Origin of the sequence: Thermococcus sp. P6 (assembly GCF_002214525.1) — an archaeon.
GTDB lineage: Archaea > Methanobacteriota_B > Thermococci > Thermococcales > Thermococcaceae > Thermococcus.
Genome location: NZ_CP015104.1, coordinates 703,220 through 721,661, shown reverse-complemented (window position 1 = coordinate 721,661; position 18,442 = coordinate 703,220). Strand labels below are relative to the sequence as shown.

Below are 18,442 nucleotides of genomic sequence, written 5' to 3'. Positions count from 1 at the left end.
TTGGTTCTTCCTAAAAGCTTTCCGGTTTGATGGAAAACAAAAGGGGGAGAAAAATCACTCCTTCTTGAGCTTCTCGCACTTCTCGACGAACTCCTTAAGGACGTCCCTGAGCTTCGGCTCGCCTATCTCCTCGAGTTCGTACCTCACTCTAACGGCCGGCTTGTTGAGCTTCATGACCCTTCTGAGGTCTATCGGGGTGCCCATGATGACAACGTCCGCATCGGCCCTGTTTATGGTCTCCTCGAGCTCCTTTATCTGCTTGGCCCCGTAACCCATGGCCGGCAGGATCACGTCAAGGTGGTTGTACTTCCTGTAGGTGTCGATGATCGAGCCGACGGCGTAGGGCCTCGGATCGACTATCTCGGCGGCACCGTACTTCTTAGCCGCTATGTAACCCGCTCCGTACTTCATTCCACCGTGGGTGAGCGTCGGACCGTCCTCGACGACCAGAACGCGCTTGCCCTTGATGAGCTCGGGTTTGTCAACGTAGAGCGGCGAGGCGCCGTCGATGACGATGGCTTTGGGGTTGATCCTCTCGATGTCCTCACGGACCTTCTGGATGTCGTCCCTGTTGGCCGTGTCGATCTTGTTGATGATTATGACGTCCGCCGAGCGGAAGTTCGTCTCACCCGGGTGGTACTTCAGCTCGTGTCCCGGCCTGTGGGGGTCGGTAACGACTATCCAGAGGTCGGGCACGTAGAACGGGAAGTCGTTGTTCCCCCCGTCCCAGAGGATTATGTCCGCCTCCTTCTCGGCCTCTCTGAGGATCTTCTCGTAGTCAACGCCCGCATAAACCACCATTCCCCTGTCGATGTAGGGCTCGTACTCCTCGCGCTCCTCGATGGTGCACTCGTACCTGTCGAGATCCTCGTAACTGGCGAAGCGCTGAACGACCTGCTTCCTCAGGTCGCCGTAGGGCATCGGGTGTCTTATGGCAACCACCCTGTAACCCATCTCCTGAAGAAGCTGGGCCACCTTTCTGCTGGTCTGGCTCTTTCCACAGCCCGTTCTTACAGCGGTGACGGCTATGACCGGCTTGCTCGACTTTATCATCGTCGATTTCGGTCCGAGGAGCCAGAAGTCGGCCCCGGCTGAATGGGCCCTGCTCGCGAGGTGCATCACGTGCTCGTGAGGAACGTCCGAGTAGGCGAAAACCACCACGTCCACATCGTGCTCCTTGATTATCTTCTCAAGGTCGTCCTCGCTCCATATCGGGATTCCGTTGGGGTAGAGCTCTCCTGCAAGCTCCGGCGGGTAAACCCTGCCCTCTATATCGGGGATCTGAGTTGCCGTAAAGGCGACTACCTCGTACTCCGGGTTGTCGCGGAAGAAGGTGTTGAAGTTGTGGAAGTCCCTCCCAGCCGCTCCAAGAATAACCACCCTTTTCCTCTTCTTTTCGGCCATTCCAACCACCTCAAAAGTTGTATCAGGCATTGACCTATTGTTTTTGGCATTTATAACCGTTTTTGTTTAATAATGAAAGCATTTTACGTGATTTGTTCTGTTATACTTCCATCCCACTGAAAACTCTTCAGTTATTGCTGACAATCTTCCGGTCCCCCTCAGGGGTTCACCCCGGAGTTCCCGGAAAAGGGATAAGGTTGAAGGAATTCGCTACCCTTTCCTGAGCCATAACGCCCCTACCATGCCGAAGTACGTTGGACGGGCGTAGGCACTCGCCTTTAACTCGAATTCGAACCTTCTCATGGCCCCGAACATTACGAGCATCTGCCAGTAGCTGTCCACGAGGGCCCTTTCCACGAGCTCCTCCGGGATGTGGAGAAGCTCCTCGAGCCCCTTCCTCCTTATTATGTCCATAATACGGCTGTCGTACTCCTCGCTCTCCTTCCTGAGCCCGTAGGGTCCCTTCTCGTCGTGGGCATGGCCGTGATCGGCGCTCACTATGAGTGCAATCCTCTTTTTGCTTTCCTCAATCACCTCCCCGAGGATCTCGCCGAACCTCACGAGCTTTTCCCTGCTCAGGCTTCTGGCGGGCGTTAGCAACACGAGGGGCTTCCTCTCGAGAAAGTGAAGGGGTATCAGCTCCCCCCAGCTAAGGGGCCACCTTGAGTACTTTCCTTTTAGTGAGGCGAAGTTCAGGTCAACCACGGGCATTCCGGCCCCTTTCTCGGTCCGGTATATTTCCTCCGCCAGATCCCTGTCCGTCTTCCATTCACCCGGAAGTTCCTTCCCCTCGAATCCGAGCCACGAGATGAGGTTTTCCGCCATTACAACGCCGAGGTGGTCGCTCATCCGGACGTTGTGCGGGCTTATCAGGACGTAGGCATCGACCCCTGCGAGGCTCCTTCCAACCTCCTTCAGGACCCCGGCGAGTTCTGCGGTTTCTCGATCCGGTGGTTCCAGAACGGGGTTTCCGTGGGGCATTAAGGCCGTTCCAACGAGCATATCATCACCCCGGAAATTCCTTTATCCACCACCTTCTTCAGGGCGTGGTTCGTCCCGTTCTCCTCTCGGCCCTCAGGAGAACCGAATATTTCTCGACCGTTATACTGTAGGTTGCATAGTCGTTCCCCTCCGCAAGCCGGGAGAGGGTTTCCCCGAAGGTTTTTGCCGCCCTTTCGTTCGAGAAGACGACCTTCCACATCAACAGGTAGCCGGTCGAGTCACCGCTCAGGACGAGCCTGTCCCCCCGCCAGGCGCTCGAAACGTTCAGGGCTTCCTTTTCCCCCATCTTCGCAACGTCCCTCAGGAGGAGGTAGACGTAGTACTCGCCGAGCCTGTCCTCCCTGAGAACCCGGGATTCCGGCACGTCGAGGTCAACCTCCAGGGGCGTGACGTTCCCGAGGTAGAGGTCAGGGTGCATGACCTGCTGGGCCGATAGGGGGTAACGCCCGTAAGCTTCGTTAACGAGCTTCCAGCCGCCTTTCTCGTAGAGGTAGCTCACGAACCTATCGCCAAAGACGTAGGGGAATATGTGCAGGTCCGTCAGAGGGTCACCGCTCAGCGAGCTTATCTTGTGTATCGGTATCCCGTTCCTGCGGCAGTATAAGTCCGCCACGAGGTCGGCGTCGCCTTCGATGAGGGCCTGAACGGCTATAGTCCCGTCGTAGGTGTCCGCGCCGTACCTCGCATCGAACCACTGTTTTTGAAGGACGTGAACGCTCTCGTGGGCAAGAGTTCTCTTGGCGACGTCGGGATTCCGGGCGAAGTTCTCCCGGATGATGTATACCCTGTTCCCCACCGTCGCGGCTATCCAGCCCGCTTTCCTCTCGCTTTCGCCTTTGACGTATTCGTAGTCCGGCGGGAGGAGAAGGGTCATCTTGTAGGTCAGCTCCTCTATCCTCATCCTCTCGACGTCGGCCTTTCCGGGCCTCCACATGGCAAGGGCTTCGGCCTTCGTCAGAACAACGATCTCCGGGCTCTCCCTGAAGGTGAGGTTCCTTATCTCCTGGACCTCCTCCAGTATCTCGTTTGCTTCATCAAGAACCGCATCAGGACTGGCCGTGAACCTATCCGCGGTGTAGAGGGTTACGATCAGAAGGGCCATCAGCCCGAGAACGACCGGCTTTTTTGGGAGCCCCATGCTACCAACCCGAAGGAGAAATTAAAAGGGACTCATTCCTTGAACTCGACGAACTCTTCCTTCATGCCCTCTTCAGTTATCACGACGACCTGAACCTTCCTGTCACCCGTGTAGACGTCCCTCTTTCCCGCGGTCCTTACGGCCCTGACGGCGAGCTCTCTGGCCTCCTCAACGCTCATCCCTTCCCTGAAACCGTCCTCGAGGACTGCTATGGCGAAGGGACTTCCGGATCCGGTTGCGGTGTAGCTGTCGAAGACGAGTCCGCCCATGGCGTCGAGGCTTGCGAGGGTCGGCTCATTGACGTAACCGCCTATGATTATCTGAACGAGGTAGGGGAACCATTTGTTCTGGTTCAGGATGTTGCTGAGCAGGTTCGCCATCGCCTTCGTGCTCATCGGCCTCTTCCACGTGAAGGCGTAGTACCTCGCCTCTGCCTCGAGGGTCCTCGCCAGTGCCTGAACGTCCCCAACGTTTCCCGCTGTCGTTATCGCTATCCTGTCGGTGATGGGAACTATCTTCCTTATGTTGAGGGTCTCGACCATGTGATCGAGGGATGCCTGTGTGTCCGCGGCCAGAACAACTCCATCCCTGGCCTTTATTCCGACGGTTGTTGTTCCGGTTTTTTTGGTCTCCATCCTCTCACCCATCAAATCTTTTCCCGTTGGGTTTTAAACCTTTGTGAGTTCGGGCAGGATGATCCGGTGGTCGTCGAGGGTGACCATCCTCGCCTTTATCCCGTAAACCCTTTCTATGATATCCGGTTTTAGCTCCCCGGGTTTTCCTTCCCACTCCTTCCTTCCTTTGTTGAGAAGGACTATCCTGTCGGCGTACCTCAGGGCCATGTTGAGGTCGTGGAGGACGACGATCATCACCCTCTCCCGGCTCAGCTCCCTCAGGAGTTCCATCACCATCAGGGCGTGGTTGATGTCGAGGTGGCTCGTCGGCTCGTCGAGGAGGATAACCCTGCTCCCCTGCGCCAGAGCCCTCGCTATAAGGGCCAGCTGGTATTCTCCACCGCTCAGGCCGGTTATCTCCTCCCCCCTGCGCTCCCAGAGGCCGACCACCCTGAGGGCATCCTCCACGTTTCCGTGGGTTGCGTAGGTTCCGAGTTCGACGAACTCCTCTATGGTAAAGGCAAACTCCGGAAAGGAGCTCTGGGGCACGTAGGTTATCAGTCTGGCCCTTTCCCGGGGTTTGAGCCTGAGAAGGTTCTTTCCCCCAAAGCTCACCCTCCCCTTCGGCTTAAGGATCCCCACCATGCATTTGAGCAGCGTGGATTTCCCGGCACCGTTGGGGCCGATCACCCCGAGGAGCTCCCCTCTCTCTGCGGTAAAGCGCACGTCCCTGAGAACTTCTCTATCCCCGTAGGAGAAGGAAACCTCGACCTCAAGCCGGCTCATGAGTACAGCTCACCTCTCTTATGCTTGATCAGAAGGTAGAGGAAGAAGGGTCCCCCCATCAGCGCGGTCACTATTCCGACGGGCAGTTCCGTGGGTCTTGACACCGTTCTCGCCAGCAGATCGGCCAGCACCAGAAGGGAACCGCCGAAGAGGGCACTCGCGGGGGTTAGATCTCTGTGGTTCGGGCCGAGGATGAGGCGCATTACGTGGGGGCTCACGAGACCAATGAAGCCTATTATCCCGGCGGTTGAGACGGCGAATGCCGTTAGGAAGGCTATGGCCCCCACGAAGAGCTTCCTGTAAAGGTCAACGTCGAGGCCGAGGGCAACGCTCTCCTCGCCGAATAGGATCAGGTTGAGCTCCCGCCACTTCAACAGGAGGAACCCGACGCCCATGAGGGATATGAAGAACATCCTGCCCACTTCGTCCCAGCTTGACCCGTTGAAGCTCCCCATCATCCACATCCACGTTAAGTGGGCCCTTTCGCCCTGACTCAGGATGATGTACCACGTCACGGCGCTCGCAATGAAGCCGTAGGCTATCCCGGCCAGGAGCAGGGTATCCACGGGAACGTGGCCGTCCACCCTCGAGACCGCGTAGACGATGAACACGGAGAGGAGCGCCGAGATCAGGGCGAGGGTTCCCATCTGGGAGGGAGCGTAGATCGCGCCCAGGGCCGCACCTATTCCCGCCCCGGCGCTGACGCCTATTATGTAGGGCTCCGCCAGAGGGTTTCTGAAGACCGCCTGACTGGCAACGCCGGCGCTCGCGAGGGAGAGGCCGACGAGGTACGCCAGAAGCACCCTCGGAAGGCGGAGCTTCCAGACTATGATAAAAGCCCGGGGCCTTTCCCCGGGGTTCACCGAAGGGAAGATCCTTGAGAGGGTCAGCTTCAGGCCGTAGGAGACGCTGGCGGTTACGTCCGAGGGGGATAAACTAACGGAACCGACGTAGACCCCAAGGAAGCCGGCCAGCAGCGACAGCGCTATCAGCGTCGGGAGCCACTTTCTCATGGTCATGGATTATTTGTCCAGTCGTTTAAACCTTTCGGGTTGAGGGATTTAAAAAGGAAAAACCCCTTCAGCTTTCGGATTTCTCTTCGGAGGTTGTGCTCAGGTTTCATTTTTTAGATCGAGAGCTGGCTGCTCGCCGAGTTCTACCCTGCTCGCGCTCAGGCTTGTGATTCCGAATCTTCCGTCCTCGGTAACGTAGAGCATCATTGGAGTCGGCGCTGCAAAGAGGCCATCTCCCCCCGCCACTTTCTCCCATTCCTCTTCGGGTACCTTCACGAACACCGGGAAGAAGCCGACTTTCCCCCTTTTGAGGACTTTAACGCTTCCGTTGGGCAGGGGGTAGTAGATGGTGTAGTTACCGGATCCGTGTATTTTGTACACGTTGTAGCCAAAGATTTTGACTACCTCTTCGTCGTTGTCCGCCACGTAGTTCAGAGCTCCCAGTACGGCCCCTCCTATGAGGGCCAGCGTTAGGACCACCATCAGGGGTTTTTTAAATTTCATAGCTATCCCCATATTAATTCCGTTGAATAGTTTATAAAATTTACTATTGAAGATTGATAAATCGTGGGCCCTTCCGGTTTACCTGAACTCCTGAGGTTAAAAAGAGGAAAGGCTTCTCTCCCGGGGTCACTCCAGCGGGCTTCTCCCGTACTTCAGGAAAACCCTGAGCTCCGGGTTCTCTGCCTTTATCGTGTTGAGCAGTGCCCCAAGTTCAGCCTCAAAGGTTTTCCTCTCGATCTTCACACCCTCGTGGGCCCTCTGGAGGGGCCTGAAATAGCCGTTTCTCTCGTGCCACAGGAGAGCCGACAGGAGGTCGTCGTCTATCTCGCGGTTGCTCTGTAGGAGGTATATGACGCCCCCCTTCATCGTCCGGATGTAGGCCATGGGAACGCCCCTTTCCATGGTGTTCTTAACGGCCGGGAACCGTTTCCTGAGGACCCTTGGCATTCTGTGGCTTATCTTCGTTCCCTGCGTTATCACGTAGTAGCCGGGCCTTTCCTCGCCGTAGGCCTTCCTCAGGTAAGCGTCCAGATAGGGCACGTCAACGATGTCCAGGCCGAGTTTCTGGGTCAGCTTCCTGTTGTAGAAGCTCTTGGCGACGTAGACGAGATCGAACTCCCCGTTCCCGAGGAGCCTCTCGAGGGAGTAGAGGTACTCCAGATAACCGAGGACGACGTGGACGGCGTTCCTCGCGTCATCGAGGCCCAGCTCCCGCCCTTCCCCGTACTCGCTCAACAGCTTTTCGATCATCTCCCCCGCGCTCATCCCGCTATCCCTGTAGCTTTCGAGGGTCTTCCTATCGATCCTGATGCTCCCCGAAAAATCCCTTACGGTGGACCCTTCCATGGCTTCGTAGAACCCGGAAAACTCCTCGAGCTTTTCGTCAGCCAGAACGACCCCGTTGTTCACCCGCTCCCCCTTTCGGAGTCTTTCTTCAAGTTCCCTGTAATGCTCGTCGAGCATCCCGACGAACCTCTCCACGAGCTCCTCAAGGGCTTCACTTCCCAGAACCGTCTCTATGGTGGTCAGTCCCTTCACGCTCTCCGGATACACGGGTGGCCTCGTGAGCGAGCCGGTAAGGGTTCCGTCCATCATCACGTAATCCACTTTCCCGATCTTTCCGGCCAGAAAGCCGAGTTTGTTTTCGAGGGTCTCCATCTGGAGGCGGATTATCTGGTCGGATATGCCCTGATTGTAGAGCATGGCGTTGGTGTGGACCAGTCTGTAGGGTGCCCCGTTGCCGAAGGCGTAGCTCGAGACCGCGTAAATAATCGTTCCGCTGAGCCTCTGCTTTCCCTGACTCCCGTCGATGGCGTAGACCCTGCTCTTCCTCCTTTCCGGAAGTTCCCTCCACTCTATGGCCTTTAGACTCTCCCGAGCCATGTTGTAGCCCTTCAGGAGCATCCTCTTTATCCTGTCAACGCTCCCCCTGTCCATGAGCCTGTACATCCTCACACCTCCATCCTTACCTCTTCGACCCTTGATACGCCGTTCTCGAGGCTAACCCTTATCACCCTGTCCGCAGCGTCCTTCAGTTCTTCGTCGTGGGAAACGACTATCACCTGAGGGATCTTCCTTAAATAGCGCTGCATTATGTCAACGAGCCTTCTCCTCCTCTCCTCGTCGAGGTAGGGCGTCGGTTCGTCCAGAATCAGCAGGCTTATCTCCCCCGCCAGATAGAGGGACAGTGCGAGCCTGAAGGCCAGACCAAGGGCTATCCTCTCCCCACCGCTGAGGAAACCGAGGCCGTACTCTCTGCCGTCGTACACCACCCCGAGTCTTACCTTCTTCTCCTCGGCCCTGACGGTTATCCCCGAATACTTCTCCTCCGTGAGTTCCTCGAATATCTCGCTTGCCAGCTCGCCGACCTTTGAGAGGGCGTTCTCCCTCAGCATGGCCTTGTAGCGCTTTAGCTTTTCCCTCAGCTTCTGAACATCTTCGCGGGCTTTCCTGAGACCTTCCAGTTCCTTCCTCTTTCTGATCCTGAGTTCCTTCTCCTCCCTGAGTCTACCGAGGTTGTTCGTGAGTTCATCGCGCTCCTTTGAAAGGGCTTTTAGATTCGCCCTCATCCCTGCCAGCTCTTCACCCAGTGAATAGACGAGTTCTTCGGTTCTTTTATGCTCTTCCTCGCTGTAAAGTGCTTCCTTCTCTTTTAGTTCCTCCTTAAGCGCCTTCAGATTTTCTTCCTCTGCTTTGAGGTTTCTTTCCGTCTCCTCGCGCTCCCCCCGGAGCCCCTCCAGTTTCTCCCGCTCCCTTTTGAGCTCCTCTTCCGAACCCTTCAGCTGGAGGTACCTCTCGTAGAACGGTTTGAGCTCTTCGAGCTTCGCATCGAGCTCCCCGACGCTCGAGAAACCCCTCTCCCGGAGCTCTTTATCGAGTTCCTTCAGCCGGAGCTCCACGGACCTGAGCTTCTCCTCGAGGTCTTTTTTCCTGTTTTCGAGCTCTTCCCTCTTTTTAAGCTCATTTTCCATGCTCTTTAGCTCGCCCTCAAGCCTGTTCAGGTCTTCCCTGCTCTTCTCGTATTCCTTCCCTTTTCTACGCAGTTCTTCGACGTTGTATTTCTTCAGCTCCCCCTCGAGCCTTTTGATATCCTCGAGTATCGTCTTCTGCTCCGTGAGTTCCCGCTCCCCCTTCAGAATCTCTGTTATTTCCCGGAGTTCTCTGTTCAGGTCTTCTTTCCTCTCCTTGAGCCTCTTAACTTCCCCGGAGGCTTCTAAAACCTCCCTTCTGTACCTTTCGATTATCTCATTCCGGTGTTCCTCCGTCAGCTCCCTGCCGCAGACGGGACACCTGCCCGTTGCCCCCTCCAGCTCCTTTATCGCCCTGTTCCTCTCACCTATGAGGTTCTTGAGCCCGCCGAGTTCCCCCTGTATCTTCTGAAGTTCCTCCAGAATCTCCTCCCTCCGGGCTTTTGCTTCCTCGATTCTGGAGGAAAGATTCGCTATTTCTTCCTCGGAGTACTTCAGGCGATTTCTCTGGTCTTTTAGCTGTTTCAGCAGGGTTTTAACCTTCTCATACCTTTTGGCTTCCTCCTCCAGCTCCCTCAACTTTTTCCTGAGCTCGTCGGCCTTCTTCTTCATCCCGGCGAGCTGCTTTTCAACCTTCTCCAGCTCGGCGAGGCGTTTTTCGATCTCCTCTATTCCCGTCCTGTATTTCCCGGCCAGCCCTTCGTTTTTTCCCCTCTCCTCCACGTAGTACCCTCTGAATTTCAATAGATTTAGGTACTGCTCGCTCCGTTCCTTAAGTCCCTTTAGCTCCTTAACCTTCTCCTCCAGCTCTTTCACCTTTTTCTCGCCCTCGGAGATGCGTTTCTCGAGTTCGGCCAGCTTGCTCTTGAGGGCTTCCTTCCTTCCTTCACTTTCCTTGATCTCGAGCCTGAGGCTATCGATCTTTCCCTTAAGCTCCTTGAGGTGGTTGAGCTTTTCTCTCGCCTCCTTCAGCTCTTTCTCCAGCTCCGGAATCCTTCTGGAGAGTTCCTTTATCTCCTTGAGGGTCTTCTCGAGTTTTTTCTCCATATCCCTGATGAGTTCGTCGATGTTCTCCGTCCTTTTCAGGAACTCCTCCGTCGATTTTATCCTTCTGTCTATCTCCTTCCTCACTTCGAGGAGGTTGTTGTAGGCGTTTTCGTACCTGTCAAGGCCGAGAACCTGCCTCACCACCTTCTCCCTGCTCTCGTCGCTCTCGAGGATCGCATCGATTTCGCCCTGCCTTATGTAAATGGCGTTGAGAAAAACATCGTACGGGATGAGCTTTTCCATCCAGTCCCTTACGGTCTTATGGCTGGTCTCGGAAACGTGCTTCCACGACGTTCCGTCGTGATACTTCGCAAAGGCCACGCCCTTCGTTATTTTTCTATGGACCTGATACCTAACGCCTTCCTTCTCGAAGTAGACGGTTATCTCCGTGGAGTTCCCTCCTATCCTGAGAAAGTCCCCCTTCCTCAGGTCCTTCGGTCTGCTGGGCCAGTAGAGGCCGATGAGGAGCGCGTCGAGGAGGGAGCTCTTACCGCTTCCGTTCTGGCCGATTATCAGGTTTATCCCGTCCTTGAACTCGACCTGAGTTAACCGGTGAGATCGGAAATCGGCCACGATGAGCTTCTCAATCTTCATCTCCACCACCGATCCACGCGAGAATGTTTGAGGGCTTTTTGGGTTTTGGTCCCTCCGGTTTTACCCTCTCCACTGGCTCTACTTTTATAGCCGATTTTTCATCCGTAAGCGTTGGTTCCGTCTCCTCTTCGCCCTTCAGGAAGAGCTCGATCACGGCATCGACCTCGTTGAAGTCCTTTTCTCCTGCCAGCCTTATCGTCTTCAGTTCCACGGGGGTGAAGTACTTCCCGGGTTCAGGTAGGCCTCCACTCCCGGGCACTCCCTTCTTGCCCTCAAAGCGTGCTCTTACGTAGAGGTGTTCCACCTCGAGTATCCTCCGGAAACCCGAAACGTCGTAGGGTTTTTCCCAGCTTATATCAAGCCTCACGAAGGCCTCGCGCGGTATCTTCTCCCTCAGGCGCTGCAGTTCCCTTATGGCGGTCTCCTCGTCGGCTTTGAGTTTGATGTCCACGAAGGGCCTCACCTTAAGCTCGACGAACCTCGGTTTGAAATCTTCGACGATGTAGAAACCCTTTCTTGTGCCGGCCTCCGGAATAAAGCTCCTCCCGTTCCAGCGGTAGCGAACCTCGTAGTCCCCGAAGTCCCAGCGCTGGAGCGAGCCCGGATAGACCAGCGTTCCGATGTCGTAGCTCGTGACGAACTCCCTGTGGATGTGGCCGAGGGCGTAGTAGCGGTACCCCTTGGGAAGGTCCTTCATCCTCAGTTCGAAGTAGTCGCGCTGGCTATCGGGGATGATCCCGGCCATCTTCTCCACGAGCTCCTTTATCCCCTGATGGAGCATCAGGATGGCGTCTCCTTCCGGTTTGAATATTTCCGTTAGTTTGTTCTTCTCGAACCACGCGGCGCTCATGTATTTTATTCCGTGGATTTCAACGCTTCTCCTTCCGGTCTCGACGGTTCCCCTGACGAGGTATTTGCTTCCAAGTCTCTCGCTCGTCAGGAAGTCGTTCTCCACCCTTTCATCCCTCAGGCCGATTAGGTGGAGGAGGCCGAGCCTCTCGAGGAGGTTGTAGGCGGACACCTTCCTCTGGGTCCTGTCGTGGTTTCCCTCTATGGCGAAGACGGGTATCCCTGCCTTCTTCGGCTTTTCAAGCACCTCTAAGGCCTCCTGTATCGTCCCGGGACTGGGCCTGCTCGAGTGGAAGAGGTCACCGACTATGAGTATAAAGTCCACCCCTTCCTCTATGGACCTGTCAACGGCCTCCTCGAAGGATCTGGCGAACTCCCGGGCCCTGTAGGGGAGGCGGTACTGCTCGAAGCCGAGGTGAACGTCTGCGATGTGGGCGAACTTCATCAGAAGTCTACCTCCACTCCGGCCTCTTCGTAGAGCTCTCTCTTTTCCCTTTCGGTCCTTTCGCGCTCCAGCCTCGCCTTCCAGCGCTTCACGACGCCTATGTCCTCTCCACCGTAGTTGCCTCCCAGTGCCTTGAAGTCGTGGATCTTCACCAGTGCCGGAAGGCTTATCGCCTGCCCCACCACGACGGCCTCGCCCTTTCCAAGGCCCGCGATGTCCTCCATCAGTTCACCGCTCAGCTGTTCGCTGGCCGCTATGACGTAGTTCTGATCCCTCGGGTTGACTATGCGCATGATTATCTTCGTGTTCGTCTGGCTGAGGACGTCTTCGCTGAGCCTGCTCGGCCTCTGGGACACGAGACCAAGTCCGACGCCGAACTTCCTCCCTTCCCTCGCTATCCTGCCGAGGACCCTGACGACCTCGCCCCCCTCATTGTTGGGTGCGAATATGTGGGCCTCCTCAACCACCACAAGTAATGGCTCGGAAAGGGCTGGATAGGATGCCTCCACCGAGCGGATGACCTCCTCGAGTTCCTTCACCTCTTCCGGATTTCCGGGTCTGTTCCTCAGGTGTTCGAGCCTCTTCTTTGCCTTCTCGTAGTCCATCCTTTTTTCGAAGATCTTTTCAAGGAGCTTCGATGCGACGAGCTTCATCTGGTTCTCGTCCAGCGGTCCGAGGTCTATGACGTTCACCTTTCCGGCCTCGATCGATGCCACCATGTCCTCGCTTGAGAGCAGGTGGCCGTAGTTCCTCATGAAGCGGGATATCCTCATCGTCAGCCTCATTATGGTCTTTTTCTCGTCCGCCTTTATCTCTTCCACCTCGGAGTATTCATTGGAGTGCGGGTCCCAGTACCTGCCCTCGCCTTTGGAGATCCAGTCTCGAAGGACCTTCAGGGTGGCATTTATGGCTTCCCTCCCGCCTAAACCGGGGTTCTCGTGAAGGACGGTGTCCCATGCACGTATGAGGTAGGAGCGCTGTATGGGGGCGTTCTTTCCTATTCCCATGAGGTCGGCCAGTTCCTCGCCGTCCATATCTTCCGGCCGGATCTTTGCCTCTATGAGGTTAACGTAATCGGTGCCTGTCTCCGGGAGGCTCAGGTTCACGTAATCGCCGTGGGGATCGAGCACCACCACGGTTCCCCTCAGCTTCTCTATCAGCCCCCCGAGCATAACGGAGACGGTGTTGCTCTTGCCGGCTCCTGTAACCGCCAGAATTGCGAAGTGCCTCGAAATCAGCTCGTCAACGTTCAGGTATACGGGCACGTCTTCCCGCAGGAGGAGCGTCCCCAGCTCAATGAACCCCTCGCCTCCGCGGTAGAGGGCCCTGAGGAGTTCCGTGCTGGCTCTGTAGACGCCGTTCCCGTTCGGAACGGGCACGCGGCTGGGGACTATCTCAACGTTCTTTCCGAAGCTTATCCGCCCCAGAATATGAACGGTAACTATCAAAGCCTCGTTCTCTCCTATGCTCTCCCCGTACTCCCTCAGATCCAGATCAAGGCTCCCGAAGGTGCTCTTTCCCTCGCTGAGGAGCCAGTTGATGTTCTTTATGCCCCTGATGGTTCCAAGAACCCACTCCGCGTTCTCTCCAAGCCTGCACCCCCTATCCCGGGTCTCCCTGCATAGCTTTGCAACCACAAAATCCCCGAACCTGAGGTCGGCATCGGGACGGGCGTAGAACTGGAAGGAGTTCACGGTCGCTTCACCGGTCACGATCCCGACCGGCTCGTCGGGTCTCTCTGCTATACGCATGATATCACCTGATGGTTGTTATCCCCGGGGATTTTAAACTTTACTCAGCGGAGTGGGGTTATCGCGGTCCTCCCTCAATCCTTAAAAGCCCTTGGGGGTAGTTTAAAACATGAGCACGTCCCTCAGGAAACCTTCCCGGATTCCACTGGCGATGGTCGTTATAAGGCCGGCAAAACTCTTCGATATCCCGGAAGTCGTGAGGATCGAGAGGCAATCCTTCCGTGAGGAGTACCCCCGTGGAGTGTTCCTCGTTTTCCTCGAGAACAACCCGGACACCTTTCTCGTGGCCGAGTACTCCGGTAAGATAATCGGCTACGTGATGGGCTACCTGCGGCCCGACCTCGAGGGGCACATAATGAGCATCGCCGTTGATCCCGCCTACAGGGGAAACGGCGTGGGTTCGGCCCTGCTCGAGGAGGCCATCGAAAGGCTCATAAAGAAGGGTGCCCGCTACATAGGTCTTGAGGTCAGGGTGAGCAACGAGGGTGCCATAAAGCTCTACGAACGCTTCGGCTTCAGGAAGATAAAGCGTATAGTCGGCTACTATCTTGACGGTGAGGACGCTTACTACATGCTTCTGCCGGCCGAAGAATGGGGTGGGATGGATTGAAGGAACCCGTAACCTTTCAGCTGAGCGGTGACAGGGTCTTCAGCGAGGGGGAGAAGGCCATAAACAGGTTTTACAACAAACGCTACTTCGGTGAGGTGATAAACGGTAGGCTCTTCCTCTCGCTCATCGAGGCGGCCTACCTTCTGAAAAAGGGAAGGATAAGGGTTTTTAGGGGGAAGAAGGAGCTTTCCTTCGAGGAACTGGTGGAGCTCGGGAGGAAGAGGGACGATCAGTTCGACATAAAGCTCCTCGTTTACACGGACCTGAGGGATCGTGGCTACACCGTCAAGTCGGCCCTCAAGTTCGGTTCGCACTTCCGGGTTTACAGGCGCGGGATGGAGGAGCACTCCCAGTGGCTGGTCTGGGTCGTCCCCGAGAACGCCCGCATATCCCCCAACGACATCACCGCAAGGGTGAGGGTGGCCCACGGCGTCAGGAAGAACATGGTGATGGCGGTTGTTGACGAGGACAACGACGTGGTCTATTATCAGGTTAACTGGGTGAAGTTTTAGGGAAAACGTAAAAAGCCCAGAAAAGTGATGCACTCCTCTATGGAATCACGTTCCGGTTTGCCCCCAAGGAATCAAAACCAATGGGTTTATTTTTCCCGGCCTGCTTTTCTAACCTCCACCCATGTGGAGTGATATGCGGATGAGTTCCCGTATCCTTCATCAACCTCATCGGTCGTGAGGAAGTTGACGTTCCAGCCCAGGATTTTTGGCCAAAATGCTTTGTACAGCACGACGACTCCCCGGGGAACGTCCTCTGTAAGTTTAACCTTTGTTTCAATGGCTCCCCTTTCGTTGTAAACCTGGACCCTCTCCCCATCGCCAATTCCTCTAACCGCGCCATCCTCGGGGTTCATATGGAGGTCCGGATCAATCATTCCATAGGTGTTGTGATACTGGCTCGTTATGGTCATCCTGTGGGTAGGACTTAAAAGCTGAAGCCCCTTTCCCTTCATGGGCTTGTATTCAGGAAAAGGTTTTAAACCCCTCCCAAGGGCTCTTTGGGAGAAGAATTCAATTTTTCCGCTTGGTGTGCTGTATCCACGGGGGCCTTCAGAGACCCGGATGAACCCCTTTTTCTTAAGCTCCTCAAAGCTCAGGCCATTTTTCTCAAGGATTTTGCGTATTATCTCCTCCTCGGGCTCGTACAGATAGGGATTTTTAATCCCAAGGGCACTCGCCAGCATTTTTGTAACCTCATAGTTGCTCTTTCCATGCAATCGCCCCACAGGCTCGTTTAGGGCAACGTAGCGGTGGTAATAGGAATCGGCAATATCCAGGCGCTCGAAGAATGTGTTGGCCGGGAGAACAACATCCGCGAATAGAGCGGTATCCGTTAGGAATATATCGTGAACCACAACAAAGACATCGCTTTCCTCAAATGCTTTTCTGAGCCGGTTTTGATTTGGAAGAGAAGCCAGAGGGTTCGCATTGTAAATGTAGAGGAACTTGATATCCCCTTTTTCTATGTACTCCGCAAGTTTCATCTGGGGAATCCGCTTAATCTTTCCCTTCCTTAGAAATGCCCCCTCGGCATAGCTCTTGTCAATGGATTTCATATCATATATAAAGCCGAATCTGTGCCCTACGAGGGCTGGCAGGAGGGAGATTGCTCTCACGGCTTCACCTCCGGCAAGGGAGCGCTGCATACCGTAACCTATATGGATCACTCCCCTCTTCTCGGAGTATTCAAAGGCGAACTCCTCAATCTCGCTCTTTTTAATCCCTGTTTCACTCGCCACGAACTCCAGTTCAATCTTTGACACATAATCCCTGAATTTCTCAAACCCGAAGGTAGTCTGCCGGATGAATTCTTCGTCATAAAGCTCATTCTTTATTATAAGCTTTGCAATCCCGAGGGCAAAGAGAACATCGGTGCCGGGTTTTATTTGAAAGAATTTATCGCTTCTCTTGGCAGTTTCACTTTTCACAGCGTCTACCGTCCATCTCTCAAGCCCAAGCTTTTCGGCAAGCACAAATCCATGGAGGTTGGTCCAAAATGCGTTTATGCCCCAGTAAACAATTAATTTTTGATCCCTGAGTGCCTCCGGGTCGGCTCCAACAGCAGTGCCATAAACATCCTTTAGAGCCTCTTGGCCCGCCCTGTCACAAATCCCATAGTCAAGCATGGATGCGTTCAGATAATGGAACAATCGTAGCGGAAAGGAATAATTTATTATGCCCCTGTCCCCCGAATACTGGTACACCAAAACGCTCTCACTTCCATGTTCCCTAATCGTTTCCCTGAGCCTATCCGCCACCATTGAAATGGCCTCTTCCCAGGAAGTTTCCCTGAAATTTTGTTCCCCTCTTTTTCCCGCCCTTATTAGAGGGACCTTGAGTCTATCTCCGCTGTGAAACCACTTTGGAAGGAGTGCTCCTTTCGGGCAGAGAAATCCTCCTGTAATCGGGTGCTCTGGGTTTCCCTTTACTACAAGCTTCCCATCTTTAAACCTGCTTATCAATGAACATGTGTCATAACAATCCCTCATACACACGCTGAACATTGGCTCACCTGTGGGCATGTAACGAGGAAAGTTTAAAACGTTTATTTCCCTTTATCCAAACCTTTCCCGGGGGTTTGGAGAATCAAAAATTTTAATGGTAGAAAACCAGGAACCAATTCCTGAGAACACGACGGTTCTTGTAGCCCTTCAACCTTCTGCCGTCTCTTCGGAGGTTGTGCAGGTACCGGTCCTCGGATCGCAGGGTGGGGACGAAACTTTACCATCCGTTACAACGCTGAAAACCATCGGCACACTAACCTCCGGCCCGGTCAACTCCCAATTAACCCCAAAAACACTGTACATCCCATAACAATCCTTCTTGGGCTTAACATAAACGCTGTATTTTGCATATGAAAATGCACCCGTGTAAGTGTGGAATCCGACCGTTAGACTGAGGGTGTTGGCCACTCTTGAGAGGGTTGGGCTCAAACTCGCGAGGTACTTCCCACCCGCATAACCAATCGGAATGCTCAGACTGGTGCTTGAAGAGAAACTACTGCCCTGGGTTTGGTAAATGTCAACAACAGTTTCCCAGCTTCCGGCGTTTAACCATTTCCTCTTCCAATCGGCATCATTCGGGATTCTCCACATGCTGGGGGTGGTGGTTATTCTCGGAGCGTTGTCCCCGTCTGCCTCCGTGAAGTAAGTGCCCTTTGTAGGGGACTCACGTATCCTATACTTTCCGGTGCTGTGGATTTTCATGGGGTACACTTTAGCCACGTCTATGTCCACGTAGTCACCCCTCAACTTGTCGTAAGCGGAAACCTTGGCGTGAGCTACAATGTACTCCACCTTAATGTTTAGATACCTCCCCCAGTTATCAGAATTAACCGTCAGGTAAGGGAACGATTGATAGTCTACATAAAGTGTCCAGCCGTCGAATTGTTTTCCTTTGGACACGCTGAGGACCGTGAAGGGCCCCACCCCAATTCCAACCGTCCAGTAACTGTAAGTGCTCCTGGTGAGGTAGAGTATCCAGTCAAAATCCACTTCTTCTGCGGCGTTGTTCTCCACCTTCAAGCCCGCAACTGAAATCCATTCGTTGAAGGTTTTTGCTTTTGCAGTACTGTCGAACTGGAGGTCCCACTGGGGGTTGAGACAGTACCTTCCCCCCAAGTCTATCCATTGGTTTGGACACGAGTGGCTCGTTTGAACTCCGGCTTCTTTTCCGCTTACGGTTTTTAATTCAGTGGTTTGAATTCCACCTTTCAGGTCGAGGGCGTTCTCCCCGTCGAGTTCCACCCTGCTCGTGCTCAGGCTTTTGACTCCGAGTTTTCCGTCTTCAGTAACGTAGAGTATTAGGGGGGTTGGTGGAGCATAGAGGGCTTTTTCTCCGGTTGAGAGGGCTTTAACCCATTCCTCTTCGGGTACCTTGACGAAGGTCGGGAAGAAGCCGGCTTTCCCCCTTTTGAGGATTTTAACGCTTCCGTTGGGCAGGGGGTAGTAAATAACGTAACGCCCTGAACCGTGTATTCTGTAAGCGTTGTAGCCGAAGATTTTGACTACCGTTTCGTTGTTGTTTGTGGTGTAGTTTAAAGCCCCCACCATGGTTCCTCCAATGAGGATCAACGTTAGAAGAACCAGCAGGGGTTTTTTGATTTTCATGGCAACACCCATATCAATTGCTTCATAATTCCTTATAAACTTTACCATTAAGAATTAAAAATCGTGAACCCTTCCCGTTTACTTAAATTTTTGATGG

15 protein-coding genes are annotated in these 18,442 nt (G+C 54.5%); 2 read left to right on the top strand and 13 right to left on the bottom strand.

What is annotated here, in order from left to right; all coding sequences use genetic code 11:
* Positions 1-54: 54 nt before the first annotated feature.
* The 11 genes from A3L12_RS03860 to A3L12_RS03810 all read right to left on the bottom strand — a co-directional run bounded on the left by A3L12_RS03860 (position 55) and on the right by A3L12_RS03810 (position 13,615).
* Positions 55-1,404, bottom strand: coding sequence for a cyclic 2,3-diphosphoglycerate synthase (locus tag A3L12_RS03860; RefSeq protein WP_088882392.1), 1,350 nt, complete (start codon positions 1,402-1,404; stop codon positions 55-57).
* A gap of 210 nt (positions 1,405-1,614) precedes the next feature.
* Positions 1,615-2,406, bottom strand: a complete 792-nt coding sequence (locus A3L12_RS03855; protein WP_088882391.1) for an extradiol dioxygenase — start codon at positions 2,404-2,406, stop codon at positions 1,615-1,617.
* A gap of 37 nt (positions 2,407-2,443) precedes the next feature.
* On the bottom strand, positions 2,444-3,544 hold the full coding sequence (locus tag A3L12_RS03850; RefSeq protein WP_088882390.1) for a hypothetical protein: 1,101 nt from the start codon (positions 3,542-3,544) through the stop codon (positions 2,444-2,446).
* Positions 3,545-3,576: 32 nt separating this feature from the next.
* Complete coding sequence (gene psmB, locus A3L12_RS03845) at positions 3,577-4,179, bottom strand: archaeal proteasome endopeptidase complex subunit beta (RefSeq protein ID WP_088882389.1); 603 nt, start codon at positions 4,177-4,179, stop codon at positions 3,577-3,579.
* 33 nt (positions 4,180-4,212) lie between these two features.
* The gene (locus A3L12_RS03840) at positions 4,213-4,944 is read right to left on the bottom strand and encodes an ABC transporter ATP-binding protein (protein ID WP_088882388.1); all 732 of its coding nucleotides are present in this window, start codon (positions 4,942-4,944) and stop codon (positions 4,213-4,215) included.
* Complete coding sequence (locus A3L12_RS03835) at positions 4,941-5,957, bottom strand: iron ABC transporter permease (RefSeq protein ID WP_088883207.1); 1,017 nt, start codon at positions 5,955-5,957, stop codon at positions 4,941-4,943. The genes A3L12_RS03840 and A3L12_RS03835 overlap by 4 nt, the downstream gene beginning before the upstream one ends.
* Before the next feature lie 99 nt (positions 5,958-6,056).
* A complete protein-coding gene (locus tag A3L12_RS03830; protein WP_157726695.1) occupies positions 6,057-6,473 on the bottom strand; it encodes a hypothetical protein in 417 nt (138 codons plus the stop codon).
* A gap of 114 nt (positions 6,474-6,587) precedes the next feature.
* Positions 6,588-7,910 (bottom strand): DNA double-strand break repair nuclease NurA, encoded by a 1,323-nt coding sequence (gene nurA / locus A3L12_RS03825; RefSeq protein ID WP_088882386.1) that lies wholly within the window; start codon positions 7,908-7,910, stop codon positions 6,588-6,590.
* A 2-nt stretch (positions 7,911-7,912) separates the two neighbouring features.
* Positions 7,913-10,570 carry a DNA double-strand break repair ATPase Rad50 gene (gene rad50 / locus A3L12_RS03820; protein WP_088882385.1) on the bottom strand — a complete coding sequence of 886 codons (2,658 nt, stop codon included), beginning with the start codon at positions 10,568-10,570 and terminating at the stop codon, positions 7,913-7,915.
* Complete coding sequence (gene mre11 / locus A3L12_RS03815; RefSeq protein ID WP_088882384.1) at positions 10,560-11,864, bottom strand: DNA double-strand break repair protein Mre11; 1,305 nt, start codon at positions 11,862-11,864, stop codon at positions 10,560-10,562. The genes rad50 and mre11 overlap by 11 nt, the downstream gene beginning before the upstream one ends.
* Positions 11,864-13,615: an ATP-binding protein gene (locus A3L12_RS03810; RefSeq protein WP_088882383.1), complete on the bottom strand. Its 1,752-nt coding sequence runs from the start codon at positions 13,613-13,615 to the stop codon at positions 11,864-11,866. The genes mre11 and A3L12_RS03810 overlap by 1 nt, the downstream gene beginning before the upstream one ends.
* Before the next feature lie 109 nt (positions 13,616-13,724).
* Here A3L12_RS03810 and rimI point away from each other — a divergent pair, with 109 nt between their 5' ends.
* Positions 13,725-14,225, top strand: coding sequence for a ribosomal protein S18-alanine N-acetyltransferase (gene rimI / locus A3L12_RS03805; RefSeq protein WP_088882382.1), 501 nt, complete (start codon positions 13,725-13,727; stop codon positions 14,223-14,225).
* A complete protein-coding gene (gene endA / locus A3L12_RS03800) occupies positions 14,222-14,737 on the top strand; it encodes a tRNA-intron lyase (protein ID WP_088882381.1) in 516 nt (171 codons plus the stop codon). Before rimI ends, endA begins: the two co-directional genes overlap by 4 nt.
* A gap of 86 nt (positions 14,738-14,823) precedes the next feature.
* Here endA and A3L12_RS03795 read toward each other — a convergent pair whose 3' ends face one another.
* Positions 14,824-16,758, bottom strand: a complete 1,935-nt coding sequence (locus tag A3L12_RS03795) for a molybdopterin-dependent oxidoreductase (protein ID WP_232462908.1) — start codon at positions 16,756-16,758, stop codon at positions 14,824-14,826.
* 129 nt (positions 16,759-16,887) lie between these two features.
* The gene (locus A3L12_RS03790; protein WP_232462907.1) at positions 16,888-18,393 is read right to left on the bottom strand and encodes a hypothetical protein; all 1,506 of its coding nucleotides are present in this window, start codon (positions 18,391-18,393) and stop codon (positions 16,888-16,890) included.
* Positions 18,394-18,442: the final 49 nt, after the last annotated feature.